Below are 25,522 nucleotides of genomic sequence, written 5' to 3' on the forward strand. Positions count from 1 at the left end.
CTGTCCGGTGGGTACACAACCTGAAGCCAGAAAGGTCAAGCGGATTCGAGGTCCCGAACCGTGCAGAACCAGGAACGGCGCGCGCTACGAGCCTATTTTTGACGGCTTTGCAGGATCTGCAGCACATCGCGCAGCTTGGCATTGTGTGCATGTATCCAATCGATCGTCTGGTCGAATGGCATTGGTCGGGCAATACCAAAGCCCTGCACATGATCACAGCCCAGTTGCGCGAGCAGGACGTGTTCGCCGACGGTTTCGACACCCTCCGCCAGCGTCTCGACCTTGAGCCGTTCTGCCATCGTCAGGATAGCGCTGATCATGCGCTGCTGTTCCTGGTCGCGATCCGCTTTCATCACGAAGCTGCGGTCAATCTTGATCCGGCTGACGGAAAAACGGCGGATCGATGCGATGGACGCGTTTCCCGTGCCGAAGTCGTCCAGATCAATTCGGCAACCGATCGCTCCGAGAGCATTGATGTTCTTCGTGACGACATCGTCCGGCGCGCCGGAGACCACCGTTTCAAGCACTTCGACGGCCAGCCGATCGGGTGTCAACTCGAACCGGTCAAGCTCCCATTCTATTTTCTCGAGAAGGCGCGGGTTGCTCAGTTCCGATCCGGTAAAATTCACTCCGATCTGGGGAACTTCGACACCCGCGGCGTCCCATGTCTTGAGCGCACGGAAGCTGTTGTGCATCATGACTTCGGCAAGACGCTCGATCAGGCCCGCCGCCTCGATCGCCGGGAGGAATTCGGCGGGGGGTATGACGCCGCGTACGGGATGTGTCCAACGCGCCAATGCTTCGAAGCCACTGAGTTTGCCCGTATCGGTCGAGATCTGCGGCTGGAACCAGGCTGCGATCTCACCGCTGTCAAGTGCGGCAACCACGTCTTCGTGCAATGCGCGGCGGGTCTGCGCCTCCGTATACATCTGTTCGGAAAACGCGCGGATACTGGACGGCCCCCGGGCCTGCGCCTGCCGCAAGGCGATGCCGGCGGCGCGCAACCAATCGGCGCTCGTGCGTACTGGCGCACGGGCGTGCTGACAGAACCCGATGCAAACACTTGCGTAGATCACCGTTCCGTCGATCGAAACCGGCTCCTCCACCGCGCTTTGAAGACGGCTTGCCTGTTGGATACACAGTTCAAGGGAGAGTTGACGCACAGGGCTGACGCACACTGCGAAACGCGCCTCTCCGATGTGGCCAATGAAATCACCTTCGCGCATCGCTCCGCTCAACCGATCACCCATCCGCTGCAGCACCGCGTCTCCGGCGGACTGGCCATAGCGGTCGATCACTTCGGAAAAATTGTCGATTTCTACGATATGCATACAAGACAACAGGCCTGCCTCGCAGCACGCGTCGAAAACCTCGCCGCAGCGGGCCTCCAGTGCGGTGCGGGTCAGCAGACCGTTGCTGTTGGTGGCGTGGCCACGCATACTTTGCAAACCAGGGCCGAACCCACCTGACGCGAGATAGAAAACGGGAACCAGGGCCGCGACGATCAACAGTGCCCCTTCACCGCCAAACCAGAACGCCGCGAGTGAAAATGCGGGCACGAACGCAAGCGCAGGCGGCCCCGTCAGCAGATCGAAAACGGATTTGCGCAACCGTCTGAAGGATGCCGCGTCGATTCTCACATTGCGTTGCTGCACTGATGCACCTCCAATCAGAACGCAACGGGCGCTCTGGTATCGCTACTTTAGAGGGAATCAGATCAAGCGAGTGTTAATGTTCTACATTTATTCCGGGCATATCACCGGGAATAGCGGGGTTTCGGGACAACGCAGCGAAATCAAAGAGTTTCGGGTCGAGCAGATGCGAGGGACGCGCGTTCATCAGCGCCCGGAACATAACCTGACGTCGACCGGGGCTGTTCTTTTCCCAACCGTCGAGAATCGCTTTTACCTGTTGTCGCTGCAATCCGTCCTGGCTGCCGCACAGATCACAGGGAATGATCGGGTATTCCATCGCGGTGCTGAACCTTTCGCAATCGGCCTCAGCCACATGGGCAAGCGGACGGTATACGAACAGATCACCCTCTTCATTCAACAGCTTGGGTGGCATCGTGGCCAGCCGGCCACCGTGGAACAGGTTCATGAAGAACGTCTCGAGAATATCGTCGCGGTGGTGGCCCAGAACGACGGCAGTGCAGCCCTCTTCGCGTGCGACCCGGTACAAATTGCCCCTGCGCAACCGTGAGCAGAGCGCGCAGAAAGTACGGCCAGCGGGGATCTTGTCCATCACGATGGAATAGGTGTCCTGATACTCGATGCGGTGCGGAACGCCCATTTTCCCTAGAAATTCGGGAAGCACTGTTGCCGGAAAACCAGGCTGCCCCTGGTCAAGGTTGCACGCAAGAAGCTCGACCGGCAGCAGCCCGCGCCACTGTAGCTCGTGCAGCACCGCAAGCAGTGTATAGCTGTCCTTGCCCCCCGACAGACAGACCAGCCATTTGCCGCCCGGCTCGATCATGCCGTATTGTTCGATCGCCTCGCGGGTGTGGCGCACGATGCGTTTGCGCAGCTTTTTGAATTCCGTCGTGCGTGGGGCGCCGTTGAACAACGCATGAATGTCTTCTGGCTGGTCTAGCATGGCGAAGGTCCGTCCGTTCGGGGTTGATTTTGTCTATATCACGTTACCTCAGAAGCTGAAGCCCTGCAGGCGAGGAGTGTGGCGTATGCGGTATCTGGCAATGGTGGCGGCAGTGACCCTGAGTGCGTGTGTCGGCAAGCCCGCGATCAACGACGAAAAGCTGTCGAACGCGCAGTTCGATCTGGAGGAGTTCTTTGACGGGCGCACCTTGGCCACGGGACAGTTTCAGGATGTGTTTGGAACCGTCCGAAGGCGGTTTGACGTAGTGGTAACGGGGACCTGGGACGGGCAGACGCTCAAGCTAGTCGAGGATTTCCAATATGCCGACGGCACTACGGAGCAGCGCATATGGCGACTGCAGAAAACCGGACCGATTGTCGCGGACCAGACGTGGCGCGGCACCGCCGACGGCGTTCTTGGAGAGGCTGTCGGTGTCGAGAGTGGGGATACCTTCAACTGGAAGTACCGCATCGACCTGCCGGTGCCGGATGGCACACTGCGCGTCAATTTCGACGACTGGATGTGGAAAACCTCGGAAACGCGCGTGTTGAACCGGGCCTACATGCGCAAGTACGGCGTGGACATCGGCGAGGTTATCATCACTTTCGACAAGGCAAAGCGCTAGTCGCTGTGGGCGCTAGGGTCCGGTACCGGGTCGTATCCGCTGCCACCCCAAGGGTGGCACCGGCAGATCCGGCGGACAGCGAGCACGCTGCCCCTGACGCCGCCGTGCTTTTCCAGCGATTCAAGAGCGTAGGCAGAACAGGTGGGCTGGTATCGGCAGTTGAAGCCGACCCAGGGGCTGAAGACCAGTCTATAGAACAGGACCGGAAGCGAAATGAGACGCGCGAACGGGGTCATGAGCGTTTTCCGTGCAGGATGCCGAGGGCTTTGGCCAGATCGGCCTGCATCAGCGAAAACGGCAACGCAGCCGTTGTTTCCCGGCGCCCCACAAGAACGTAGTCGTGACCGTCACGTCCTGCACCCGGCAGGATATGTCGTGCAATCTCGCGTAGACGACGCTTCGCGCGGTTGCGGGCCACCGCATTGCCGACTTTTTTCGAGCAGGTATACCCGATGCGGATGCCGTTCGCTTCTCCGGCGGGGCGGCGGACCGTCTGGAGGATGAAACCGGGCATCGCAACGCGTTTGCCACGCGAGGCACGCTGAAACTCACGACGCTTCGTCAGAGTGGTGAGAGCAGAACATGACAAAACCGCCGGAGCGTTATCCCCGACGGCGCGCGTGCCAATCAGGTCAGTCTCCGGCGGTGCCATACATTTCCGTCGCGGCGCGGTTTACGCGCTCAGCGATTTCCGTCCCTGGGCACGGCGCGCGTTGATGATCTTGCGGCCCGCTTTTGTCGCCATGCGCGCACGGAAGCCGTGGCGGCGCTTACGGACGAGGTTCGAAGGTTGGTAGGTGCGTTTCATCGCTCCGGCTCCATCTCATGTTCAGGTCGGGCCGCAGATTCGCGGCCTCACATCAATTCAGACCCGTCCTCTAAAGCGCCATGGCGGGCAAGTCAAACCCTGCCGCACTATAATTTCGCGCTATCTGCAACAAATGGGGCGCTGGCCGGGTCCGGAATGTTTCAAACCACGGTGAATGCGCGGCATAGCGGACCATACAGATCAATCGCGCGTGAGAGGGGGTATCTGTGCGTCACGGATACCGCCATGTAAGACCGGAAGGCCGCAGGCGGCATGGGCAGTGAAAGAAGCACGGAATGAACCAGACAGAGACAGAGAAATCCGCAATTGCGCGGTATGGACCGATTGCAATCATCGCGGTCGTCGCCGCCGTTGGTGCATTCGCATTGCGTGATTATCTCAGCTTTGAGACCTTGCGCGACAACCGCGAGGCGCTGATCGCGTTTCGTGATGGCAATTTCGTACTGACCGTCGCGGTTTTCCTCCTTGCCTATGTCCTTATTGTCGGGTTCTCGCTGCCGGGTGCAGCCATTGCGACGCTGACGGGTGGATTTCTGTTCGGTACGGTATTGGGCGTCGCGGTGAATGTGACCGGGGCGACCATCGGGGCGACCCTCATCTTTCTGGCGGCCCGTTTCGGTCTGGGGCAGAAACTGAAAGCGCGGATGGACGGGTCCGACGGGCGGGTCTCGAAGATCAGGAAGGGGATCGACGAGAACCAGTGGTCGATGCTGTTCTTCATCCGTCTTGTGCCGGCTGTCCCTTTCTTTGTCGCCAACCTGATACCCGCGCTGCTGGCGGTGCCGCTGCACCGGTTTGTCATCTCGACGTTTCTGGGCATCATACCGGGATCGGTGGTGTATACTTCTGTCGGTGCCGGATTGGGGACGGTATTCGCGCGGGGCGAGACGCCGGATCTGGGCATCATTTTCGAGCCGCATATTCTGCTGCCGATTCTCGGTCTCTGCGCCCTTTCGCTGCTGCCCGTCGGACTCAAGGCCGTTACCGGCAAGAAGGAGCTTTTGAAATGACGCGGATCAAAACGGATGTTCTGATAATCGGTGCGGGATCTGCGGGTCTGTCGGTGGCGGCCGGGGCTGCGCAGATGGGTGCAAATGTTGTGCTGCTTGAGGGGCACAAGATGGGGGGAGATTGCCTGAACTACGGTTGCGTGCCGTCCAAGGCTTTGATCGCCAGCGCCAAGGCCGCCTATGGCCAAAGCCATTCGGCGCGGTTCGGCGTGGCCAATTGCGCTGGCGAGGTGGATTATGCTGCCGCACAGGATCATGTCGCCGACGTGATCGCCACGATTGCGCCAGTCGACAGCCAGGAACGATTTGAAGGTTTCGGCATCACAGTAATCCGCGAATTCGGACGCTTCATTTCCCCGACCGAGGTGCAGGCGGGCGACACCGTGATCTCTGCGCGCCGGACCGTCATCGCGACAGGGTCCTCTCCGCTTGTCCCTCCCATTCCGGGCCTGGCGGACGTCCCGTATTATACGAATGAAACCCTGTTCGATCTGCGCGAAAAGCCCAAGCACTTGCTGATCGTCGGCGGCGGACCGATCGGCATGGAGATGGCGCAGGCGCATGTCCGGCTCGGCTGTGCAGTGACAGTGATCGAAGGCGACAAGGCCCTGGGCAAGGACGATCCGGAACTGGCAAAAGTGGTTTTGGATAGTTTGCGCGACGAGGGTGTGGAGATCGCCGAAGGTGCAATGGCTGCGCAGGTGCGCGGCAAGAGCGGGGCGATCGAAGTCGAAGTGAAGGACGGGCGCGTTTTCAAAGGGTCGCATCTTTTGATAGCGGTCGGGAGACAGTCAAACACTGAAAGGCTGGATCTGGACAAGGCCGGGATTGAAACGACGAAGACGGGTATCGAGGTGGATGAAGGTATGAGAACTACCAACAGAAAGATATATGCGATCGGCGACGTCGCCGGGGGAATGCAATTCACGCATGTTGCCAGTTACCACGCGAGTGTCATCATCCGGAGCCTGTTGTTTGCACTGCCCTTGAAGGCCAAGACAGCGCATATTCCCTGGGCCACCTATACCGATCCCGAACTGGCGCAGGTTGGCCTGACGGAGGCACAGGCAAAGAGCAAGCATGGCGCCTCGGTCGAGATCGTCCGCTTTGGCTATGATCACAACGACCGCGCGATTGCCGAGCGCAAGACGAAGGGTTTCATCAAGGTCATGGTAGTGAAGGGGCGGCCCGTCGGGGCATCGATCGTGGGCTATCAAGCGGGCGAATTGATCAACTTGTGGGCGCTGGCGCTGGCCAACAAGATGAAGATGAGCGAGATCGCCGCCATGGTCGCACCCTATCCGACGATTGGCGAAATCAACAAACGCGCGGCGGGCGCCTACTTCAGCCCGAGACTTTTCGAGAGCGATCTGGTGAAGCAGGTTGTGGGCTTTGTCCAGAGGGTCGTTCCATGATAAGGACGGCGGGAGACCTGCGCCTGGCGGCGACAGCCCACCCGCCGTCCCGACAGGCGATTGCAAGGTAAGGCGATGTTCAATTCACTTTCGGGACGATTGCTGATCCTCACAACGATCTTCGTTATGTTGGCCGAGATCCTGATTTTCGTACCTTCCATTGCGCGCTTTCGCGAAGATTACATGCTCAATCGGTTGGAGCGTGCGCAGATCGCTTCGCTGACGCTGCTTGCAGAAGAGATGATCGATGCGGAGCTGGAGGCGGAGCTTTTGCGCAATGCCGAAGTGCTTAACGTCGTCCTGCGCCGGGACGAAGTCCGCCAGCTGGTTCTATCATCGCCGATGCCCCAGCAGATCGCCGGTACTTTCGATCTGCGCGACGATTCCCCGCTCATTCTCATCGGTGATGCGCTGCGCAGGCTTGTATCGCCCAAGAACGAAGTGATCCGCGTTATCGGCGCGCCGGTGCGGGACGCCGGACTGCTGATCGAGGTCACGATGGAAACCGCACCGCTGCGGGCTGCGATGATCGACTACGGCTTGCGCATTCTTCTGCTTTCCGCCGCGATCTGTATGATCACCGCGGTGTTGTTATTCATGGCGCTGCGCGTTTTTCTGGTCAATCCGATCGAGCGGGTCGTGTCCCATATGCAACGCTACGCCGCGGCGCCGGAAGATGCCCGCCGGATCATTGTGCCTTCCGCCGGTGTACGTGAACTCCGTGATGCGGAGGAAGCCTTGATGAAGCTGCAAACCGATCTGACACAGGCCCTGCGTCAGAAAGAGCGGTTGGCGCAACTTGGCGCGGCTGTCAGCAAGGTCAGCCATGATTTGCGTAACATCATGACCACCGCACAACTGTTCACGGACCGGATCGAGATGTCGGAGGATCCGGCCGTGGCGCGGCTGGCTCCGAAACTTGTCAATTCCATCAGCAGGGCCGTTCACCTGTGCGAATCCACTCTCGCGTTCGGCAAGGCCGAAGAGCCGGGCCCAAGGCTGACTGTGATGAGGTTGGCCGATCTAGTCGTGGAAGTTCTGGAGAGCGAAAGGCTGGGGGTCGGTCAGCATCCCGTGACATTGCGTGCACAGGTGCCTCAGGATATGGAAATACGCGCGGACCCCGAACAGATGCACCGCGTCCTGAGTAATCTGGTCCGTAACGCGTCTCAGGCCATTATTGCGTCCGGAACGGCAGGCGACGTCTGCGTCCGGGCCAGCGAGACTCCCGCAGCCTGGTCGATCTTCGTCGCAGACACGGGCCCGGGGTTACCATCAAAGGCTCGGGAGCACCTATTTGCACCTTTTCAGGGGTCCGTTCGTAAGGGCGGCTCGGGCCTTGGCCTCGCAATCTCCGCTGAACTTTTGCGCGGGCACGGCGGCGACATCCAGCTTGTTGAAACCGGGCCAGAGGGGACCGAATTCAGGATCCAACTGCCCAAAGGCGATGACACATTATAGTGAAATGCAGAGCGAGTGATTTTTTGCGTCAGACAGGGCTTGCATTGACGGAGCGGCCCGACTAAACCGCGACGCAGTGGACCGATAGCTCAGCTGGATAGAGTACCTGACTACGAATCAGGGGGTCGGGGGTTCGAATCCTCCTCGGTCCGCCATTTACCCCTCTGTAAGACGTCACATGACTTTGACCTTTACGTCATAAACTGACCTTATTCGAAAAAAGAGATAGGTACGGAGCGTTTAAAAAAGCGCCCTGTCTAGTGGGGTTTGTCGATTCAAGTACTTAATTGAAAATGGCGGTTCCGGCCCAAATCTGCCTTTGACCAGTGCCGACCAATGCTGCAGTTGCAGCCCGCAGAGCGGACATTGGACCGTCACTACATCAACCGAATTTCAAAAATAGTATATGTTGGCCAATGACTGGCTGGAGGCTGCTTCGCTCGGCAGCGTGCCTGCCCCGTCGCCAAAATGACAGCCCGCTAGTGTTCTGCACCTGACGCAAGATTCCCAGTTTTCATCTGGTGCGCCTTTAACCTTCGGACGACGGTCCGAGCGTCGGCTTTGCAAAGCCGGGGGTTGGCCACGCACAGATGAAGCTCACAAACAGCGTCAACTTAGGAGTGAAATTTCACCATTACCTCAATTGCTCTATCGCCACCTCAGGAAATCCAGGTGAACTGAATAAGACTATTCTTGCTCCAACCTCTGGCACCAAATATGCTTGAAGTAACAGTTTGAGAAAGGTTTGCATTGAGCCGAGGGGGTTACAGCGGCGGTCATACCATCGTCAGGGCGGACGGTTCGTTCAGCTCGTATGACCCTGCTGTATCCAGACATGAGCCGATGCGAAAAATGAATAAGACGAAGTCAGCCAAGAAAGCGGCAAAACAAATTATGCCGCTATCGTTGAGCGCACAAAGAAAAATCCTCTTGAATATCGCTGCCGATGCCCGTGTTTCGAACAGGAAACAAGGTCTGAAGTTTCCGAAGAACATTGGCGACGAAGTCCAACAGGATGTTGCGCGGATTGGGACATTAGAGGCATGGGTATCAAAGCAGGCGGGCTTCAATGAGCTAGTCAAAAAGAAACTGCAAAAGAAACAAGAACGTGAAAATCGAAAGGACAAATCGGCAATCGCCAAACCACTTGAGGTTGTCGTCAAGCGGCCGCGAACAGTTCACAAGCAAGAGCCAAATTCAAAGCGGATTGCCCTCCTAAAAAGCGAAATTGCACAAGCACAAGAGTTCATCCGCTGCGCAGAAAAAGAGATCAAACGCCTCCAAGGCGAGGGAGATTAGTTCTGACTGACGCAATCCCCTTAACCGACATTTCCCACGTGGCAGGCCACTTAGGGAATGTCAGCTACAGATGCTTAATCAACGAGTGGCAGCAAGGTCCGCATGGTAGACCCCCACGATGCCCCTCATTTCGCAGTTGCGGCATGACGGGTGCCGCACCCGGCATGACCGTCTGCAAAGGGCTGCCGGCAGTCATTTGTCGTTTTCACTCGCATTACTTGCTTCACAACCTCACGCCTGCATTCACACGGGTATCTTGCGTCAGGTGCAGAGCACTAGTGAATTACTTTCCGATAGCCTCCTGCCATTCTCTTAGCATCTGATTAAAGAACTCGTGATCGAAGTCTCGGATATTAAATTCGCGAATTTCTCGCCCATCGTCCCACGTTAGAAATGCAGATCTAATTGCCGAAATCGGCAGGTCACCAACGTGCGCGGCCTCCAATCCCGGCAAGATATTATGACCGTGAAATCCTTCTTTCTTCCACTTTTGGAGTAGAGCTTCGGATGACACCAATTGTTCCCTTACAACGTCGCGTTCGATTTCAAGCCACACAGAACCTTGCCAGCTCCGAACATATGGGACAAAGAAGTGCCAGGAGCTCACTGGAAACTGCTTCTCATAGCTCTCTGGATGGAGCCCATTGAAGTCAAATAGGCTTATGCCTCCAATCGTTCGAGAAATTGGATAATTTTTCGGCCCATTGGCAGTATTTGACCTATCTCGATCATGGATATCCGGTTCTACTAAGATTGCCTGAGCTTCAACGATGGACAGTAAGCGGTCAGGACGGGTGGTGTGCCACAACCCGCCGTGAAGCCTGCTGTGCAGTTCGCCCATGTTCCCCATATACAAGCTCCTTACGTGCCTTATGCCCGACGCCTTCGGTCAGTAGTAGCGCTTGTAGTCCGCGTCTATCCCAGCTAGCTCGTCTAGTTCGTCTAGTTCGTCTAGTTCGTCGAGAACACGGATACACAGGCTCATAAGAAGCAGTGTACGTTCTGGATCATCCCAACCTTCGACACCGTGCTTGCCTCCGTGGAAGAGATTATTTCGAACCGTCTTGAGGAGCCGCACAACTCTCGCTAGTTCAGATGGCTGATCGCCAAAGCCGACTGGAACGAACTCAAGCCCGTGTAGCCCAACAATCTGACGCTGTGGGGCCTCGTCAACTAGCTGGGAGCCCGCGGAGGATAGGTCATAGTCTGCTTCGTGCGCCTCGATGAACTGGTCCCATCCAGGTTCAGCGCGTGAGCCTAGTTTCGGGTTCTTCAAGAACCTATTCTCTTTGAGCGCAAACTCAAACCTCGAAAACTAATAGAAAAATTCGAATGCTCGGCTGCGCAAGCCCGGAGCGATATCCTCAAGTCTCATCATAGTCTCCATACCAGGTCAAACATCGTGCAGGAGTCCTGATTTATGCACGCTTCATCTGCGATCTGCACCGGGCTTGTGCGCCATCTCTCGTTCCCGGTTTTCGAGAGTTTGGCGACTGGCGCAAGAGTTATGATTTGTGCGCCAGCTCGCCCACCAGACTTTCACTTGACGCTCATGCTTGGTGCTGCATCAAGCAGCCATTTTGGCAACTTCTTTATTTCACCCAAAGTGATTGTCTCGGGCAGATCATTCCAGAATTGAACGATGGCGTCTGAAACGATCTCGAACTGTTCCACGGAAATTTGCAGGCTGGTGTGATCCTTCCACAAGAGGGCTAACTCTCGATCTTGCCCGATTTCTTCCTCGGACGCGATCAACTCTGGGTACCGCCTCTTTAAGTCATCAAGTGACTTGCCGTCTCCGTGTTTGTGAACGTTGACCATTAAACGGCAGGCATCAAGCGCCTTGTAATAAGGCTTCTCGCGAACATCTAAGCCGAGGTCTTTCAGAAGGTTCAGAACCTCAACAAAGCTGGAAGACCAGACGCGGCGAAATGCCGTTTCATCGGGCAACCAGTGCTGCATTTCTCTGACGAGCCAGTCGCGTATCTCTTTTTCCCATCGGTGGAAGATCGAAACCAATATCGCAAAAAGAACCTGTTCCCGCATGTCACAAAGGCTCAAGTAAAGGTCCATGCCCGCTTCGTACGCCTGTTCGGCGAAGTCTCCCGGATCGTGTCGATCAGGATCAAAATGCCGACCCATCCCCTCCCATGTTTCATCTGCGTGCGCCTCAGCCGCACTCTTCATTTCCTCGTCATCGAATTTCGAAAATAATCGTTCGCGGGCCTGTGAGACGAAAAAGTTGTGTTCGTCGATCAAATGCCGTCGGTGCCCAGACCAGAAGTGAAAGGCAGTATAAGAGCTGTCCATCGTCAGCGCTCTCCCGCTACGCCGGCCAAGGCCGCTTTCAAGACTTGAAAGCAGACTTTGGCGGTGTGCTGATCCGGCGTAAAACCAGATGCAAGCTGCTGATACGGGTGTATGTAATTGCGGAAGTCGCGAAGGCCGTGCCCGAATTTTTTTACATCGGGTTTGAGCATGCCGATCTCACACGCAACATCGATAAACTGCGCAAGGCTCCATTCATGAAACTTCTTCACGCTGCCAGCGCTATTTGTTGGACTGGCCTTCGAATTGTTGAACTTCGCAGGGTGCCTCTGCGCTGCGCCCAGCAACACGGCTTCCAGGACACTCCCGCAGAGGAAGATCACTGACAGGCTTGCACCGGCCTTCAAGGCAATTCGGGCCTCTGCAAGACGCTTCTCGATGACAGGTACGACAAGCGCATCGATAGGCAGCTTCCCAATGTTCGGAATGGTGAACTCAGTGTCGAGAAAGCTGCTCTCGCTAGGAGCACTCGTCGTTTTCGCTTTGTTGCCGAGGAGACGATCAACAATGGCGCGGCCTTTTTCGAAGACGGGCTTGTCTATTTCGGTTCCGCCGAGTTCACAGGTCGCGACATACGAGTCCAACATCTCCGACAATACCTTTCCCACGATTGGGTCCGGCTCTTGCTCCCCAAAAGCCCGCATCTTCTTTGCCTTCGAGGTGCCGTATGTTTGATACTCTTGCCCAAGAATATCGATGCGGAACTTGTTAAAGAACGCTCCAAAGGTCACGTCGGAATAGTCCAATACGTACCGACTGCTGATCCGCATGCTGTTGGTCGGCTATTGCTTCGGCATTCGGTCGGAGCGGCGGCTTTGCGAAGAGGTTCATCTTAACCTCGCATATCGCTGGTTCTGCCGCCTTGATCCAAGTGACCGGATCCCGGATCATTCCACCTTCTCCAAGAATCGACATGGGCGCTTCCGCGAGAGTGAACTTCTGCGACACCTGTTCGAGACAACCGTCGCGCGATGCATCGCGGAAGGTCTTGTTAGTGGGCAGCGCATGGCGATTGATGCCAGCCTTATCGAAGCAGACGCCAACAAACAGAACTCGACGCCCAAAGAGGAATGGGACGCATCAACTATCGACCCGGCGGATGCACCCCGCGCGGTTCGGGAGTATCTCGACACGCTGGATGAGGCAGTATTCGGTGCGGCCAGCAAGGTGTAGCCAAAGTTCAGCTCGCATTCCGACCCGGCCAGTCAGTGGACCGCAGCACGCAAGGGGCCGGCATTTTTCAGCTATTCCGACAACTACCTGATCGACACGGATCATGGTGTGATTGTCGATGTCGAAGCCACGCGATCCATCCGGCAAGCCGAGGTCGGATCGACCAGGACCATGCTGGATAGGGTGAAAGCCAGGTTCGATTTGCATCCCGAACGCCTGATCGCGGACACCGTCTATGGCACCGGACCCATGCTGGGCTGGCTGGTTGATCGCAAGATCGCGCCCCACATCCCTGTGTTCGACAAGTCCGGGCGCAGCGACGGCACTTGGACGCGGGCTGACTTCGAGTGGGACGCCGAGAACGACCAATACATCTGCTCTGAAGGTCACACCCTAAAGCAGTTCCGCCGCAACTACTCTGACCCGAACCGTGGGCCGAGCGGTAAAGGCACAGCCCGCTACCGCGCCCTGAAAGAGGTCTGTCAGGCCTGTCCGTCCAAAGCCAGATGCTGCCCAAATGCGGAAGCTCGCAAGATCACCCGCGAGGAGCACGAAGACGCCCAGCAAGTTGCACGCGACCTCGCCAAGACCAAACAATACGACATCTCGATGAAGCTCCGAAAGAAGGTTGAGATGCTCTTCGCGCACCTCAAACGCATTCTTGGCTTGGGCCGGCTTCGATTACGTGGACCATGCGGCGCAAATGACGAATTCCTGGTCGCCGCAACCGCCCAAAACCTCCGGAAATTGGCCAAGATCTTTCCCGCACCGCAGCAAACGCGAAAAGCCTGACAGGAAAAGCGCTCGCGCCGTATTTGGAACAGCTATTTCTGCGCTCGTAAACGTTAGTTTTTCCACAGAATCGGCCCTAACCGGCCATTGAAGTCGGCACACAACTCTGCGCTGCGGCTTTCGCTTTGCAGCCATTCGTGCATCATGCAGCATTTTCGGAGGGTGAAGGTCGGCACAGCGGACTTAGCCGTTATCGGATTTTGACCCTTTACTGATGAAGCATCTGTCCGTATCTGCAGCAACCCTATCGTCGCGTCGCAGCGCATGTCGCCAGACCGGTTATTCGCGGGTGACATTTCCGCCCGAACCAAGACCGCACTTCCGCTGCGGCCAGCGTGGACAAGCGAGACGCGGAACATTGCCGTCATTGCCCGATCTCCGCTGAATGGCGGGTTTGTGGTAGGCGCGGTCGCGGGAACTTGCACATTGTGGGGCTGCGCGGTGTTGGCGGGCTAGATTGAGGCGCTTGGCCGCGCCAATCATCCGAAGGTTGCATCCCGAGCGGAAGAATTCCATGATCCGGCCATTGTCGTAAAGATCAACTGAGATGCCCAAGCCAATCACAATCATTGCAGTTTTTCTCGCCTGCGCTGCCGTGGTGTTCTTTTCCCCGATAAGTGCGCGGCTGCAAGAGATCATCTTGCCCGAACCTACGCAACGCGCTGACCGTTTGTTCGAGCCACACGGTGACGCGATTTACCGCCTGACGCAAAAAATCGAACGTGGCGAAGAAGTTGACCAAGCTGATCTGGCGCCGTTCCAGCAGGATCTTGATGTCCGCTACGGCGACGAGATCACCTTGCTCTTCCATGCCATCGCCTCGGGCAATATCGCAGCCACCGAGGCGCTGGTGGTGGCAGGCGCCGATCTGCGCCAGATCGATCGCCCGAGCAAGGGATCGGCGCGCGATTTCATCTACTACCTCACCCTTCCGAGCGGAGACGTGCTGCACCAGAAGGACCTCAATCGCCTCCTGACGGTCTACCTCGCACGAGGCGGCGACCCCGATGCGCGGCTTCAAACCCCTGATGGCTCGCCGATGATCCGCTCCATGGGCATAGGCGGTGCCAACCTCGAAGGGGTGCGCATCCTGCTTAAGGCGGGCGCAGACCCTTGGGCTTCAACGCGCGACGGCGAGAACGACAGCCTGATGTCCGTCGTCAACCTCAAGGAAGACCAGTTCACCTTTCTGGACGAGATGATCGACGCGGGCTACTTCACGGACCAACCCCAAGACAGGCTTCACGGCTTCTTTGTGTCACTGGGAGGATATGCGCAACGCGGCGACGAAATCAGCAAGGAAATCCAACGCATTGCCATGCGAGTGCTCAGGCGCAACCCCGACTACCGGGAAATCTCGACCGAGGTCGCAACCGCCCGAATCTTTAAGGACCACTGGAAGGACCCGCTCGCCGGTGAAATTCCGTGGGACTTCATTACCTCCGATGAAGTTCGCTAATGACTGTCGTTCATAACAACGCCCAGTGGCAAACCTGCCGCCGGCATGCCGGCTACTTGGCGATGTAGATCTACAAGGACCCGCCGCCCCACGGTGTCGGCTTTTCCGCCAAGCATCCAGAACGGGTCGGGGAGGTGGAACAGCATTGGGAACAGTGGGACGAAGAGAACAACCACTCAGGCTCCGGTCTGGTCGCAAGACTCTACAAACTGAAAACCTGGCACCAGGCAAGCTTTGCGAGCATTGCAGATCTTCTCGGCGTGTTGGAACACTCTAAGTTTGTGTTGAATGTCGCGTTCTTCGTTTGTCATGAATACTTCCTCCATCCCAAATCAGGGAATTTACAGGAAGTGTCCCGGGAGTCCGTACATATCTACATCCGGCTTAGTTTCCACCATCGGGGTCGAAACAGTGAGGTCCCGCAGCAAATAGGAGCACCATATCTTTTTTGTCATTCGCAGAGCTCCTCACACAGGTTTCAGATTTTACCTAACAGACTCAAAAAACGCGTCAACACATGGCAAGATACAGAAGCCTGTTTTCATCATGAAACTGGCGGTGCTTTGCGTTAAGAGCTTTTCTCGATAGCCGCCATTCTGATTGCAAAACGCGCAAGTCTGCTTCGTCCCGCAACTTGATCCTTAAGAGTTTCGTTTTCGCTACGGCTCGCATGAATGACCGGGTTTCCCGCTCGCAGCACAAAATCAACAGGTCCGCTCTGGGCTCCAAGCCGACCTCGGATGCAGAGCAGCATTTCATGATATGATGCAATGTCAACGTCAGGTTGTCGATATGGGAGGGCATGGCGGATCGGAGGAACTGGCATGCAAACACCAAACTTAGCGGCCATTCGCGCACTTCGCCCCGCGTGGAATAAGGGGCGCATCGTTGGTCAAAAGCGACCACTGAAGTCCAAACATGTCTGGGCGATCCGTGTCAGGCTGGAACTTGCTGAAAGCCATCGCGATCTGGCTCTGTTCAATATGGCGATCGACAGCAAGCTGCGCGGCTGTGACCTTGCGCGAATGAAAGTCGTCGATGTCATGGCGTCCGGACAGATCAAAGAACGGGCGTCGGTGCTGCAAAGCAGAACCCAAAAAACCGGTGCGGTTCGAGATTTCCGAAGGCACTCGTGCCTCGGTGGCGAAGTGGATGGAAGATCCGTTGATGGTCGGATCCGAATATCTCTGGCCTGGGCGTTTTCACGAGCGGCTTCACATCTCAACACGCCAATATACCCGCTTCGTGCGGGATTGGGTTTCATCCATCGGTTTGGAAGTGACCGCCTATCGCACCCATTCGATGCGACGCACGAAGGTCACCCAGATCTATAAGAAGACGGACAACCTGCGTGCCGTTCAGCTGCTGTTGGGGCATACGAAGATGGACAGCACAGTTCGTTACTTGGGCGTTGAACTTGAAGATGCGTTGGCAATAGCAGAAGCTATTGAAATATGAGTATTTGGGCCGTTCGACAAGGACGGCCCTAACCGGACCATAATTAGGTCGTCAACCGCTGCGGCGCAGCTTCACAGAAACAGGCTTTCGCTGTGCGTTAAAATGCTTCTTCAAAGACCGAATTAGCCTTTGACCAGACCCAAACGATGCTTTGACACAAACCGGTGTCCTACCTGCCTTTTCGGCCACGGTGTTTGTGGGGTTAATCTTGGTATCGAAAATTCCATGAACTGCGACGGAAAGCTTTCCCGGCTACGTAGAATGACTTAAATCAAGGCTCTGTCCGTCGATAGCTGTAGGGTGCGCGAGTTCCCTATCGGATTGGACCAGGAAAATGAATGATACCCAACGCGAGATTGAGGCGTCCCTCGGTGTTGGAAAAGCAAAGCACCATCCCGTGAAATGGCTGGCGTGGATTGGCGCAGCGGTCCTGGGTGGGGCGCTGGTGGTCTGGTGGATGCAGAGCGCGGAAGAGCGTTCTCAAGTGACCTACCTCACCGAACCGGTCAGCCAAAGTGACCTGACGGTGAGCGTTTCGGCGACAGGCACAATAGAGCCGACTAACAAGGTTGAAATTTCATCCGAACTGTCAGGGACGATCGCCGAGGTGTTGGTGGATTATAATGATCCCGTTAAAGCCGGACAGGTGCTCGCAAGGTTGGACACGGTTCAGTTGGATGCACAATTGTCGGTCCAGATCGCCAGCCACGCCGCCGCCGAGGCACAGGTGGCCAGCGCCCGCGCAAGCCTGCTTGAAGCGGAGGCGGATTTCGAAATTGCGCGGGAACTGGATCAGCGGGGTGTGACGTCCCACACAAACTTTACCGCGTCCGAGGCGGCTTTGGGCCGCGCACGCGCCAGTTTGGCCAGTGCACAGGCCAACGTGGATCTGGCGCAGGCCCAGTTGGAATCGCAGCAGGCCATCCTGAGCAAGGCCACCATCGTATCCCCGATCAATGGTGTCGTTCTGGACCGCTCGGTCGATGCCGGACAGATCGTGGCCGCCAGCCTGTCAGCGCCCGAGTTGTTCTCGATCGCCGAGGATCTGACGCAGATGGAGCTGCAGGTCGACGTGGCCGAAGCCGACATCGGCCGCATCAAAGTGGGAGACAAGGCAAGCTTCACCGTCGATGCCTATGATGACATGCTGTTTCCGGCCCAGATCTCCATGGTGCGCTATGCGTCGGAAAACGTTGATGGTCTTGTCACCTACAAGGCGATCCTGTCAGTCGAGAATGACGACCTTTTGCTGCGCCCCGGCATGACGGCAACGGCGGATGTGATCGTCGCGCAATATGAAGACGTGCTGCTGGTGCCCAATGCGGCCCTGCGCTTTGCCCCGCCGCAGGTGGTCGAAGAGGAAGCGTCGGATACAGGTGGCGGCCTGCTGGGCTTGGTCCTGCCGGCGCGCAACCAGGGCGGCGCGACACGGGCGGTGTCCAACAGCACAGTTTGGGTGCGGCGCGATGGGGCGGCTATCGAGATCCCCGTTGAAACGGGCGACAGCGACGGCTTGCAAACCATTGTCACGGGCGGCGATCTGGCAAGTGGAGATCAGGTCATCACTGATATGATCGAAGGCAAATAGGATGGCCGATAGCAAGGACGCGAACGTGCCAGTTATTGATCTGCACAACATTTCGAAAATCTACGGCCATGGTGAAGCCGAAGTGCGCGCCATGGATGGGGTCAGTCTGTCGATCGCAAAGGGAGAGTTCGTGGCGATCATGGGGCCGTCGGGGTCGGGCAAATCGACGGCGATGAACATGATCGGCTGTCTCGACCGCCCCACCAACGGCGATTACCTGTTCAATGGCGTACATGTCGGAAATCTGACCAAGGACCAGCGGGCGATCCTGCGCCGCAACTACCTGGGTTTCGTGTTTCAGGGGTTCAATCTGCTGCCCCGCACGTCAGCGCTCGATAATGTGGAATTGCCATTGATCTACAAGGGTGTTCCCGCTGCCGAGCGACGTGCGCAGGCGCTGGATGCGTTGGCAAAGGTCGGGCTGAAAGGGCGCGAACACCACGATCCATCGGAACTGTCGGGTGGCCAGCAGCAGCGCGCCGCGATCGCCCGGGCTTTGGTCGGCAGTCCTCAAGTCATTTTGGCGGACGAGCCGACGGGCAACCTTGATACGAAACTATCGCTGGAAATCATGGAGTTGCTGAAGCTGCTCAACGAACGTGACCACATCACCATTGTGATGGTCACTCATGAGGAAGACATGGCCACCTATGCCCAACGGGTGATCTGGATGGTTGATGGCCGGGTCGAGCGCGACGGCCCGCCCGCCGAGGTTTTCGATCATGAAAGGCACAGCGCATGATCTGGGAAACAGTCCGCTTGGCGATCCAGGCCATCTATCGCAACGCCCTGCGCTCAATCTTGACAGTGCTTGGTGTTGTCATCGGCGTGGGTGCCGTGATCGCCATGGTCACGGTCGGGCAAGGCAGCTCGGATCAGGTAACGGCGGATGTTGCCAAGCTGGGCACAAACGTGCTGATGGTCATGCCCGGTGCCGGCCAGATGGGCCCGGGCAACAATTCCGTCTCGGCGGCGCTGGATGCCAAGGATGTCGAGGCGCTGATTGATCAGCTTTCCAGCGTGCGCACGGCAGCCCCCTACAACGCGACCAGCCTGAATGCAGTCTTTGGCACCGAGGACACGCGCACCTCTGTCGCCGGCACCGATACACGGTATCTGGACGTGGTGGATTGGCCGATTGTGCTGGGTCGCGGCTTTCTACCCACCGAGGAAAGCTCGGGCAAAGCCGTTTGTATCATCGGCGAAACGGTGCGTCAGGAATTGTTCGGCAATACTAACCCGATTGGCGAGAAGATACGCCTCAAGAACGTATCATGCGAAATTATCGGCCTGTTTGAAGCCAAAGGCGCCTCCAGCTTCGGCTCGGATCAGGACGATATCGTGCTGATGCCAATCAAGGCGTTTCAACGCCGTGTCACGGGATCGACCGACATCACGATGATCTATGTGGCGGCCGCGTCCAACGTGTCAACAGACCGAACTCTAGTGGACATCGAGGCGCTGATGCGCGAGCGTCGCCGGATCAGCGACGGTGAGGAAGATGACTTCAATGTCCGCGACATGAAGCAGATGGCATCGATGCTGACGGGTATCACCGATGTGCTGACCGGCCTGCTATCCGCCGTCGCGGCCGTCAGCCTTCTGGTCGGGGGGATCGGGATCATGAACATCATGCTCGTGTCCGTGACCGAACGCACCCGCGAAATCGGCATTCGGCTGGCTATTGGTGCCACCGCCAATCAGGTTTTGCTGCAATTTCTGGTCGAGGCGATCGTCCTGTCCATGATTGGCGGCATCGTGGGCATTCTGCTGGGGCTTGGGCTTGCCGCTGTTGCCTCCAACGTTATGGCCATCCCGTTCAGTCCGGACTTGGCCATCGTGGCGATTGCGTTCCTGTTTTCGGCAGCGGTAGGCGTGATCTTTGGATATTTCCCCGCGCGTCGCGCTGCGCGGCTGGACCCCATCGAGGCTCTGCGCCACCAGTGAGCAGTCCGCGGCGCTGAAATCACTGATTATCTCAGTATGTTTCTCGCTTCGCTGGTTTTATTTACTCAATCTCGCCAACCCGAGAAGCGTCCTTGTTGAGCGGTCAAATTACGCCACTTAGGCGCCCACTACCTTTGCCCTTAACTTCAGGAGGGTGCAATTGTTCAACGGCAGCGTTCGGCGCACTGGTCCAAAAATTATCCCATTCTTTGAGTTCAGGCCGGAGAGCCGCAGTGCAGTACAGGAAAGCAGCTTCGGTGTCGATTGTAGGTCCGCTTCGGGATAAGGTTTCTCTGCCGTTCGCGCTTGCAGCGAATTCACACTAACCGACCTTACTATCCAATAAATGCGACTGGCTTTCAACACTGGGCTTGGCGGCCCGTCCTTGAGCGTTGGCCTGGGTTACCGGTAGCTTTCTGGAAATGAACAATCAGAGAATCGTCGACGTCAGACGGCCATATCTTCTGCATCCGCGGCCGATCCGATCTCGATTGCCTTTGAGTAAAGCGCATCCAGGTAGCGGCTCGAAATCCCGACCAAGAACTCCGAGTGATCGTCAGATCCATAACCAGCCTTCTTTGCTTCAAGCAAAATATAATCTTCGGCTACCCGAGCGCCGGCAACTGTTGCAAATTGGGTCGATGAACGCTCGGACCATTTTGCCTCACCTTGAGTCAGACGACGATACCGGTTTAGGATCTTTGATCCTGTCTGCGGCCTTTCCAGAGCCGACCTTGAACGTCAAACCATGGGTGTCATAAATTTGGGCGATGTAGAGTTGCGAACCGGGATTGACATTCGCGGCTTCGCGTATGCCCGCCTTTTGGCGCCAAGGGCGATGGAGTGAGCCTTGGAATGGCAGTTTCGCGGTATCTTCACCCTTTACCCGCTCACGGACATTGAGCGACATAAGGCGGCCGATCTCTTCGGGGCGCATCTCGTGGATACTCGCCGCGCCCTGCATACCCTTGTCCGCGTGATCTGGAATTAAAGTATCGTTGCTTTCTTGCTCGATGAAGGTCCAGGTCCGCGACACGGCGATGCCATATGGCCAGCGGAACCGCCCATCTCCCCCTCTACAATGCTCTGCTGGTCGCTTTATGTCTGGGCGCATGGACTCGCCATCGACTTCCTCGACGGGATCGGCAATCTCGACGGCACCGGCAAGTCGCCCGCGCAGCATCGGGTCGGATTCCTTCGCATCACTGGTGAGATAGACAACGATGTCTCCAGGCTGAATGTAGCTCAGTATGCGTTGACGCGTGCCGGCAGGGCTGAGTGCCAATGCATCGTACTCTGGGATGTCGGGGGCGCCCTAAGTCTTGGTCCAGTAATACTGGCGGTTCATGAATTAGTCTCTCGATTCAGTTAATAGAAATCGTAGTCATCCGAAAGAACGAGTGCCACCCGACATCTCGGTGGCATCGGTAGTAAATGTCTAATCATTGGCCGTTAAGTCCGACAGCAGACGAAAAAAACGGCAATGCAGCGTGATTGTTTGGACGGCGGTGGGTTCGATCACTTCGATCGATAGGGTCGTTGTTGGTCAGGGAAATGCTCTTTCACCTTAGCCAAGCTTGATGGCGGCAAGGTGCTATATGGAGTTGCCCTCCCTAAGACCCGTTCTACGGATAGCTCATACCGCTAAAGTCGCGTTTTAGATGCGCACCTTTGGTCCGATCACCGGTGATCTTTCCCTCATGCATAATCGTTTCCCCCCGCAAAATTATGCGGATAGGCCAACCCGTTACCTGCATGCCCTCATAGGGCGTGCAGCCTGATCCGTGATGTAGAAGGTCTTGGCTAATCGTGACTTTCTTATTCGCATCCCAAATCGTGAAGTCAGCGTCGGATCCAACCGCGATCGTGCCGTTTTGCGGATAAAGCCCGTAGAGCTTGGCCGGGTTGGAGGATGTCAGCGCGACGAACCGCTCGATGCTGATCCGCCCCTTGGATACCCCTTCGGAGAATAAGATCGGCAGGCGGGTTTCGACGCCAGGAATGCCATTGGGCACCCATTTGAACGAGGTCCGGGCGCGGGCGTTGTTCTTGCCGGTCTCCTGCGGCGCGTCGAAATAGAACGGGCAGTGGTCGGAGGCAAAGATGTCAAACGTCCCGTCGCGCAGCCCATCCCAGATTGCGGCTTGGCTATTGCTGTCGCGGGGCGGCGGGGAGCAGACGTATTTCGCTCCCTCAAAGTCCATGTTCAAGCCTTTTAGATCATCTTTGGTCAGAGCAATGTACTGCGGGCAGGTCTCGGCAAAGACTTTCATGCCGCGTTTGCGTGCCCATTGGATTTGCTCCATTGGGTCGCGGCCTGAAACATGCACGATGACCACTGGCACATCGGTTAATTGTGCATGGCTGATGGCGCGGTGGGTGGCTTCGCGTTCGGCAATATGGGCATGGGCCTCGGCGTGGTAGTAGGGGGCGGTTTTTCCTTCCGCCTCCAGCCGGGTGGTCATGTATTTGATCGCGTCATTGCCCTCGGCATGGACGATGACCAGCGCTTTTTCGCGCCGCCCCACATCAAAGACCAATAGCAATTCGGCGTCATTCAGCACCAGGTCGTCATAGGTCATGGAGACTTTGAGGGAGGTATAGCCGTCGCGCACCAGTGCGGGCAGTTCTTGACCAAGCACTTGGGGGCTTGGGTCCGAGACGACCATGTGAAAGGACACATCAGTATAGCAGTTGCCCTCGGCTTTGCGGTGATAGTCCTCCACGCAGGCGCGCAGGCTGCTGCCTTTCTGCTGCATCACAAAGGGAAGGACCGTGGTATTGCCCCCCGCCGCGGCCGAGCGGGTGCCGCTTTCGAAATCATCGGCCATTTTGGTGCCGTCCGAGGTGGGTTGGTCGAGATGCACATGGGCGTCGATACCGTCGGGCAGGACCATGAGACCGGTGGCGTCGATTTCTTCGGCGCCTGCGGGCAGCTTGGTGGCCAGTGCGGTGATGACGCCGCCCAGCACACCAATGTCGGCAGTGAATTCATCGGCGGCGGTCACCACCGTGCCGCCGCGGATCACCAGATCATACTGCGCGCTCATGCTGCGGCGCTGTTTTTGGTGATCTCGGTCAGCGCTTGGCAGAACCGGCGGCGGAATCCGCGGGGGCCATGCCGGTTCTGACGGTGGAAGGCCTTTCGATTTCGGTGCGGACCGAACAGGGCATGATGCCGCTGGTGCAAGACCTGTCCTTCACGCTGCACAAGGGCCGGACCTTGGCCATCGCGGGCGAAAGCGGGTCGGGCAGATCGCTGACCTCTTTGGCTATCATGGGTCTGTTGCCGCCGCCTGCGGTGCGGGTCACGGGCGGTGCGATCCATTTCGATGGACAAGACCTGACCACGCTGGCCGAAGGGAAACTCAAGCAGTTGCGCGGCAACCGCATCGCGATGATCTTTCAAGAGCCAATGACCGCGCTCAACCCGGTGATGCGCATTGGCGCGCAGCTAATTGAGGCGATCCGGGCGCATGAGGATGTCTCCAAGACTGAGGCTCGCAAACGCGCGCTGGAGGCCGTGCGTGCCGTGCGCTTGACCGAGCCAGAGCGCCGTTTGCAACAATACCCGCATGAGCTTTCGGGCGGCATGCGCCAGCGGGTGGTGATCGCCATGGCCATCGCCATGCGCCCCGATATTCTCATTGCGGATGAGCCGACCACCGCGCTTGACGTAACTGTGCAGCGCGAGGTGCTCGACCTGTTGCGTGATCTGGCACGCGACATGAACACGGCGCTGATCCTGATCACCCATGACATGGGTGTGGTGGCGGAAATGGCCGACGACGTGTTGGTGATGCAGCGCGGTCAGATGGTCGAACGGGCCCCCGTGCGCAAGCTTTTCTCCGACCCCGACCAACCCTATACCCGCCAACTGCTGGCCGTCGTGCCGCGCATGGGGCAAGGACATGGGGCGCATCCTGATACCGGCATCGCGCCACTGGTGTCTTTGCGCGAAGCCCGCGTGGCCTATGATCTGCACGGTGGCCTTTTAGGCCGCTTGGTGCAGCGGGTGCATGCGGTTGAGGCGGTGTCCTTTGACATTTACCCCGGCAAGACTTTTGCGCTGGTCGGCGAAAGCGACTGCGGCAAATCTACCATCGCACGCGCGTTGGCCGGACTGGTGCCGCATACGGGTGACATCCGCTTTCAGGGCAAACCGCTGGATCACGATGCGGCCAGCCGCAAACAGGTCAGCCGCGAGTTGCAGATGGTGTTCCAAGACCCGATGGCAGCGCTCAACGAGCGCATGACCGCAGGCGATCTGGTGCGCGAACCCTTGGTCATTCACGGCATTGGCACCGCCGCCAGTCGCCGCGAGAAAGCCGCCGCTCTCTTTGCGCGGGTGGGCTTGGGCGAGGACGCGCTTGACCGCTATCCGCACGAATTTTCGGGTGGTCAGCGTCAGCGTATATGCATCGCCCGCGCCCTCGCGTTAGAGCCGAAACTCATTATCGCGGATGAAAGCGTTTCGGCGCTGGATGTGTCGGTGCAAGCCACAGTGCTGGACCTTTTGGCCGAGCTAAAACGCGAAATGGAGATGTCCTATCTGTTCATTAGCCACGACATGGCTGTGGTGGAGAATATCGCAGACCGCGTGGCGGTGATGTATTTGGGCCAGATCGTTGAGATGGGCACTGGTGCGCAGATCTTTGGCGATCCGCGCCATCCCTATACCCAACGTCTGATCGAAGCAGTGCCACATGCTGATCCTGAACGCGCTTTGCCTTCACGAGTGTTGGCCGCCAGTGATCCGCCAAGTCCAGTGCGCAGTGTTGGGGACCCGCCGAAAGTCGTGAAGCTGGTCGATGTGGGCGCGGGACCCCTCGTTGCAAAGTGAGCGAAGGAGCAGTTTACTCACGTTCCTCACCACTACAAGCAACGGTCTTGAGAACTTGGCCGCAACCAGACGCCTGCAATGCGAGATCCAGCGTATCGGTAACGTCTTCAGCCCGCATGTTAAAGCGTTATGCGAACAACCTGAAACACTTAACGCTGCCTGAAATCAAAGATTTCAACGCGTTAAGTGATAAGCGATGTCTCAAGTATTTCGTCAAACGCTATAGTGCAGAGCTTCCATCCCTCTCGGGACATTGCTACGCAATACCCTGCCGGGCAGCGGAGACGATGTAGCGGCTGTAGTCGTCGGGGACCGTGCTGAGATAGAACCAGCCCCAGCCCAATACTTTGATGTAAGTGAAGTCCGTTTGCCAAAGCTGGTTGATCCCAGTTGTCTTGTCTTTGAACTCATTGGCAGCCTTGATGACGATGAACGCAGGGCTGGTGATCAGATCATGGGCTTTCAGCACGCGATACACTGTAGATTCTGAGACAAAGTAGCGTTCCTGATCCGTGAACGTCACTGCCAGTTCGCGCGGGGACAATTCTGTTTCCTGCAAGGCAAAGTCGACAACCTTCCGCTTCACCTCGTCAGGCACGCGGTTCCAAACGTGCTTTGGCTTGGGGGATTGATCCTGCAAGCCAGCCTCACCGCGCTGCAGATATCGATCATATCCCATTGCCCGGCAGCACATGCAAAG

General features: G+C 57.3%; 23 protein-coding genes, 1 tRNA gene and 3 pseudogenes. 14 read left to right on the forward strand and 13 right to left on the reverse strand.

Annotated elements, in window-relative coordinates; translation table 11 throughout:
- Positions 1-92: 92 nt before the first annotated feature.
- Both Q1A06_RS19145 and ttcA read right to left on the reverse strand, forming a co-directional pair.
- A complete protein-coding gene (locus tag Q1A06_RS19145) occupies positions 93-1,655 on the reverse strand; it encodes a bifunctional diguanylate cyclase/phosphodiesterase (protein ID WP_299567489.1) in 1,563 nt (520 codons plus the stop codon).
- Between the two features lie 73 nt (positions 1,656-1,728).
- Positions 1,729-2,595, reverse strand: a complete 867-nt coding sequence (gene ttcA, locus Q1A06_RS19150; protein WP_299567492.1) for a tRNA 2-thiocytidine(32) synthetase TtcA — start codon at positions 2,593-2,595, stop codon at positions 1,729-1,731.
- A gap of 85 nt (positions 2,596-2,680) precedes the next feature.
- Here ttcA and Q1A06_RS19155 point away from each other — a divergent pair, with 85 nt between their 5' ends.
- Positions 2,681-3,220: a DUF3833 domain-containing protein gene (locus tag Q1A06_RS19155; protein ID WP_299567495.1), complete on the forward strand. Its 540-nt coding sequence runs from the start codon at positions 2,681-2,683 to the stop codon at positions 3,218-3,220.
- Here the strand turns inward: Q1A06_RS19155 and yidD are convergent.
- The 3 genes from yidD to rpmH are packed head-to-tail and all read right to left on the reverse strand — an operon-like array spanning position 3,217 to position 4,028.
- The gene (yidD, locus tag Q1A06_RS19160; protein WP_299567498.1) at positions 3,217-3,456 is read right to left on the reverse strand and encodes a membrane protein insertion efficiency factor YidD; all 240 of its coding nucleotides are present in this window, start codon (positions 3,454-3,456) and stop codon (positions 3,217-3,219) included. The genes Q1A06_RS19155 and yidD overlap by 4 nt on opposite strands.
- Positions 3,453-3,872 carry a ribonuclease P protein component gene (rnpA, locus tag Q1A06_RS19165; RefSeq protein ID WP_299567501.1) on the reverse strand — a complete coding sequence of 140 codons (420 nt, stop codon included), beginning with the start codon at positions 3,870-3,872 and terminating at the stop codon, positions 3,453-3,455. Before rnpA ends, yidD begins: the two co-directional genes overlap by 4 nt.
- Positions 3,873-3,893: 21 nt before the next feature.
- A complete protein-coding gene (rpmH, locus tag Q1A06_RS19170) occupies positions 3,894-4,028 on the reverse strand; it encodes a 50S ribosomal protein L34 (protein ID WP_037911188.1) in 135 nt (44 codons plus the stop codon).
- Positions 4,029-4,324: 296 nt separating this feature from the next.
- Between rpmH and Q1A06_RS19175 the strand changes: the two genes are divergently transcribed.
- From Q1A06_RS19175 to Q1A06_RS19195, 5 genes are all read left to right on the forward strand, one after another.
- Positions 4,325-5,059 (forward strand): TVP38/TMEM64 family protein, encoded by a 735-nt coding sequence (locus Q1A06_RS19175; RefSeq protein ID WP_299567505.1) that lies wholly within the window; start codon positions 4,325-4,327, stop codon positions 5,057-5,059.
- Positions 5,056-6,474 carry an FAD-dependent oxidoreductase gene (locus tag Q1A06_RS19180; RefSeq protein WP_299567509.1) on the forward strand — a complete coding sequence of 473 codons (1,419 nt, stop codon included), beginning with the start codon at positions 5,056-5,058 and terminating at the stop codon, positions 6,472-6,474. Before Q1A06_RS19175 ends, Q1A06_RS19180 begins: the two co-directional genes overlap by 4 nt.
- Before the next feature lie 75 nt (positions 6,475-6,549).
- Positions 6,550-7,935: a HAMP domain-containing sensor histidine kinase gene (locus Q1A06_RS19185; protein ID WP_299567512.1), complete on the forward strand. Its 1,386-nt coding sequence runs from the start codon at positions 6,550-6,552 to the stop codon at positions 7,933-7,935.
- A gap of 78 nt (positions 7,936-8,013) precedes the next feature.
- A tRNA-Arg gene (locus tag Q1A06_RS19190) sits at positions 8,014-8,090 on the forward strand.
- A 697-nt stretch (positions 8,091-8,787) separates the two neighbouring features.
- On the forward strand, positions 8,788-9,234 hold the full coding sequence (locus tag Q1A06_RS19195) for a hypothetical protein (RefSeq protein WP_299567514.1): 447 nt from the start codon (positions 8,788-8,790) through the stop codon (positions 9,232-9,234).
- Positions 9,235-9,517: 283 nt separating this feature from the next.
- On the opposite strand, the gene Q1A06_RS19200 is transcribed toward Q1A06_RS19195, so the two are convergent.
- The 4 genes from Q1A06_RS19200 to Q1A06_RS19215 form a co-directional block, all read right to left on the reverse strand.
- Complete coding sequence (locus tag Q1A06_RS19200; RefSeq protein ID WP_299567516.1) at positions 9,518-10,084, reverse strand: hypothetical protein; 567 nt, start codon at positions 10,082-10,084, stop codon at positions 9,518-9,520.
- Between the two features lie 39 nt (positions 10,085-10,123).
- Entirely contained in the window at positions 10,124-10,510 is a 387-nt protein-coding gene (locus Q1A06_RS19205; protein ID WP_299567518.1) for a hypothetical protein, read from the reverse strand.
- Between the two features lie 263 nt (positions 10,511-10,773).
- On the reverse strand, positions 10,774-11,544 hold the full coding sequence (locus tag Q1A06_RS19210) for a hypothetical protein (protein ID WP_299567520.1): 771 nt from the start codon (positions 11,542-11,544) through the stop codon (positions 10,774-10,776).
- A 2-nt stretch (positions 11,545-11,546) separates the two neighbouring features.
- Positions 11,547-12,308 carry a hypothetical protein gene (locus tag Q1A06_RS19215; protein WP_299567522.1) on the reverse strand — a complete coding sequence of 254 codons (762 nt, stop codon included), beginning with the start codon at positions 12,306-12,308 and terminating at the stop codon, positions 11,547-11,549.
- Between the two features lie 10 nt (positions 12,309-12,318).
- Between Q1A06_RS19215 and Q1A06_RS19220 the strand changes: the two are divergent.
- Positions 12,319-13,527, forward strand: a pseudogene (locus Q1A06_RS19220) (IS1182 family transposase); the annotation flags it as partial.
- Between the two features lie 279 nt (positions 13,528-13,806).
- On the opposite strand, the gene Q1A06_RS19225 reads toward Q1A06_RS19220, so the two are convergent.
- On the reverse strand, positions 13,807-14,166 hold the full coding sequence (locus Q1A06_RS19225) for a hypothetical protein (RefSeq protein WP_299567524.1): 360 nt from the start codon (positions 14,164-14,166) through the stop codon (positions 13,807-13,809).
- A 31-nt stretch (positions 14,167-14,197) separates the two neighbouring features.
- Between Q1A06_RS19225 and Q1A06_RS19230 the strand changes: the two genes are divergently transcribed.
- The 6 genes and pseudogenes from Q1A06_RS19230 (at position 14,198) to Q1A06_RS19255 (ending at position 19,979) form a co-directional block, all read left to right on the forward strand.
- Entirely contained in the window at positions 14,198-14,986 is a 789-nt protein-coding gene (locus Q1A06_RS19230; protein ID WP_299567526.1) for a hypothetical protein, read from the forward strand.
- A gap of 134 nt (positions 14,987-15,120) precedes the next feature.
- Complete coding sequence (locus tag Q1A06_RS19235) at positions 15,121-15,558, forward strand: hypothetical protein (protein ID WP_299567528.1); 438 nt, start codon at positions 15,121-15,123, stop codon at positions 15,556-15,558.
- Positions 15,559-15,810: 252 nt separating this feature from the next.
- A pseudogene (locus Q1A06_RS19240) lies at positions 15,811-16,444 on the forward strand (tyrosine-type recombinase/integrase).
- A gap of 334 nt (positions 16,445-16,778) precedes the next feature.
- On the forward strand, positions 16,779-18,032 hold the full coding sequence (locus Q1A06_RS19245; protein ID WP_299567530.1) for an efflux RND transporter periplasmic adaptor subunit: 1,254 nt from the start codon (positions 16,779-16,781) through the stop codon (positions 18,030-18,032).
- A gap of 1 nt (position 18,033) precedes the next feature.
- Positions 18,034-18,774: an ABC transporter ATP-binding protein gene (locus tag Q1A06_RS19250; protein ID WP_299567532.1), complete on the forward strand. Its 741-nt coding sequence runs from the start codon at positions 18,034-18,036 to the stop codon at positions 18,772-18,774.
- On the forward strand, positions 18,771-19,979 hold the full coding sequence (locus tag Q1A06_RS19255; protein WP_299567534.1) for an ABC transporter permease: 1,209 nt from the start codon (positions 18,771-18,773) through the stop codon (positions 19,977-19,979). Before Q1A06_RS19250 ends, Q1A06_RS19255 begins: the two co-directional genes overlap by 4 nt.
- A 664-nt stretch (positions 19,980-20,643) precedes the next feature.
- Here the strand turns inward: Q1A06_RS19255 and Q1A06_RS19260 are convergent.
- Positions 20,644-21,264: a hypothetical protein gene (locus Q1A06_RS19260; protein WP_299567536.1), complete on the reverse strand. Its 621-nt coding sequence runs from the start codon at positions 21,262-21,264 to the stop codon at positions 20,644-20,646.
- 340 nt (positions 21,265-21,604) lie between these two features.
- Complete coding sequence (gene hydA, locus Q1A06_RS19265; protein WP_299567538.1) at positions 21,605-23,029, reverse strand: dihydropyrimidinase; 1,425 nt, start codon at positions 23,027-23,029, stop codon at positions 21,605-21,607.
- Between the two features lie 68 nt (positions 23,030-23,097).
- On the opposite strand from hydA, the gene Q1A06_RS19270 reads away from it, so the two are divergent.
- Positions 23,098-24,822: an ABC transporter ATP-binding protein gene (locus Q1A06_RS19270; RefSeq protein ID WP_299567540.1), complete on the forward strand. Its 1,725-nt coding sequence runs from the start codon at positions 23,098-23,100 to the stop codon at positions 24,820-24,822.
- Between the two features lie 280 nt (positions 24,823-25,102).
- Here Q1A06_RS19270 and Q1A06_RS19275 read toward each other — a convergent pair.
- Positions 25,103-25,522 (reverse strand): annotated as a pseudogene (locus Q1A06_RS19275) (helix-turn-helix domain-containing protein); the annotation flags it as partial.

The organism is uncultured Sulfitobacter sp. (genome assembly GCF_947497275.1).
Lineage (GTDB): Bacteria > Pseudomonadota > Alphaproteobacteria > Rhodobacterales > Rhodobacteraceae > Sulfitobacter.

What these genes read in the sequence shown, in the direction of transcription:
- ttcA (WP_299567492.1), bottom strand. Translation starts at nt 2,595, where the DNA reads ATGCTAGACCAGCCAGAAGACATTCATGCGTTGTTCAACGGCGCCCCA.
- Q1A06_RS19155 (WP_299567495.1), top strand. Translation starts at nt 2,681, where the DNA reads ATGCGGTATCTGGCAATGGTGGCGGCAGTGACCCTGAGTGCGTGTGTC.
- yidD (WP_299567498.1), bottom strand. Translation starts at nt 3,456, where the DNA reads ATGACCCCGTTCGCGCGTCTCATTTCGCTTCCGGTCCTGTTCTATAGA.
- rnpA (WP_299567501.1), bottom strand. Translation starts at nt 3,872, where the DNA reads ATGGCACCGCCGGAGACTGACCTGATTGGCACGCGCGCCGTCGGGGAT.
- rpmH (WP_037911188.1), bottom strand. Translation starts at nt 4,028, where the DNA reads ATGAAACGCACCTACCAACCTTCGAACCTCGTCCGTAAGCGCCGCCAC.
- Q1A06_RS19175 (WP_299567505.1), top strand. Translation starts at nt 4,325, where the DNA reads ATGAACCAGACAGAGACAGAGAAATCCGCAATTGCGCGGTATGGACCG.
- Q1A06_RS19180 (WP_299567509.1), top strand. Translation starts at nt 5,056, where the DNA reads ATGACGCGGATCAAAACGGATGTTCTGATAATCGGTGCGGGATCTGCG.
- Q1A06_RS19185 (WP_299567512.1), top strand. Translation starts at nt 6,550, where the DNA reads ATGTTCAATTCACTTTCGGGACGATTGCTGATCCTCACAACGATCTTC.
- Q1A06_RS19195 (WP_299567514.1), top strand. Translation starts at nt 8,788, where the DNA reads ATGAATAAGACGAAGTCAGCCAAGAAAGCGGCAAAACAAATTATGCCG.
- Q1A06_RS19200 (WP_299567516.1), bottom strand. Translation starts at nt 10,084, where the DNA reads ATGGGGAACATGGGCGAACTGCACAGCAGGCTTCACGGCGGGTTGTGG.
- Q1A06_RS19210 (WP_299567520.1), bottom strand. Translation starts at nt 11,544, where the DNA reads ATGGACAGCTCTTATACTGCCTTTCACTTCTGGTCTGGGCACCGACGG.
- Q1A06_RS19225 (WP_299567524.1), bottom strand. Translation starts at nt 14,166, where the DNA reads ATGATCTCTTGCAGCCGCGCACTTATCGGGGAAAAGAACACCACGGCA.
- Q1A06_RS19245 (WP_299567530.1), top strand. Translation starts at nt 16,779, where the DNA reads ATGAATGATACCCAACGCGAGATTGAGGCGTCCCTCGGTGTTGGAAAA.
- Q1A06_RS19250 (WP_299567532.1), top strand. Translation starts at nt 18,034, where the DNA reads ATGGCCGATAGCAAGGACGCGAACGTGCCAGTTATTGATCTGCACAAC.
- Q1A06_RS19255 (WP_299567534.1), top strand. Translation starts at nt 18,771, where the DNA reads ATGATCTGGGAAACAGTCCGCTTGGCGATCCAGGCCATCTATCGCAAC.
- hydA (WP_299567538.1), bottom strand. Translation starts at nt 23,029, where the DNA reads ATGAGCGCGCAGTATGATCTGGTGATCCGCGGCGGCACGGTGGTGACC.
- Q1A06_RS19270 (WP_299567540.1), top strand. Translation starts at nt 23,098, where the DNA reads ATGCCGGTTCTGACGGTGGAAGGCCTTTCGATTTCGGTGCGGACCGAA.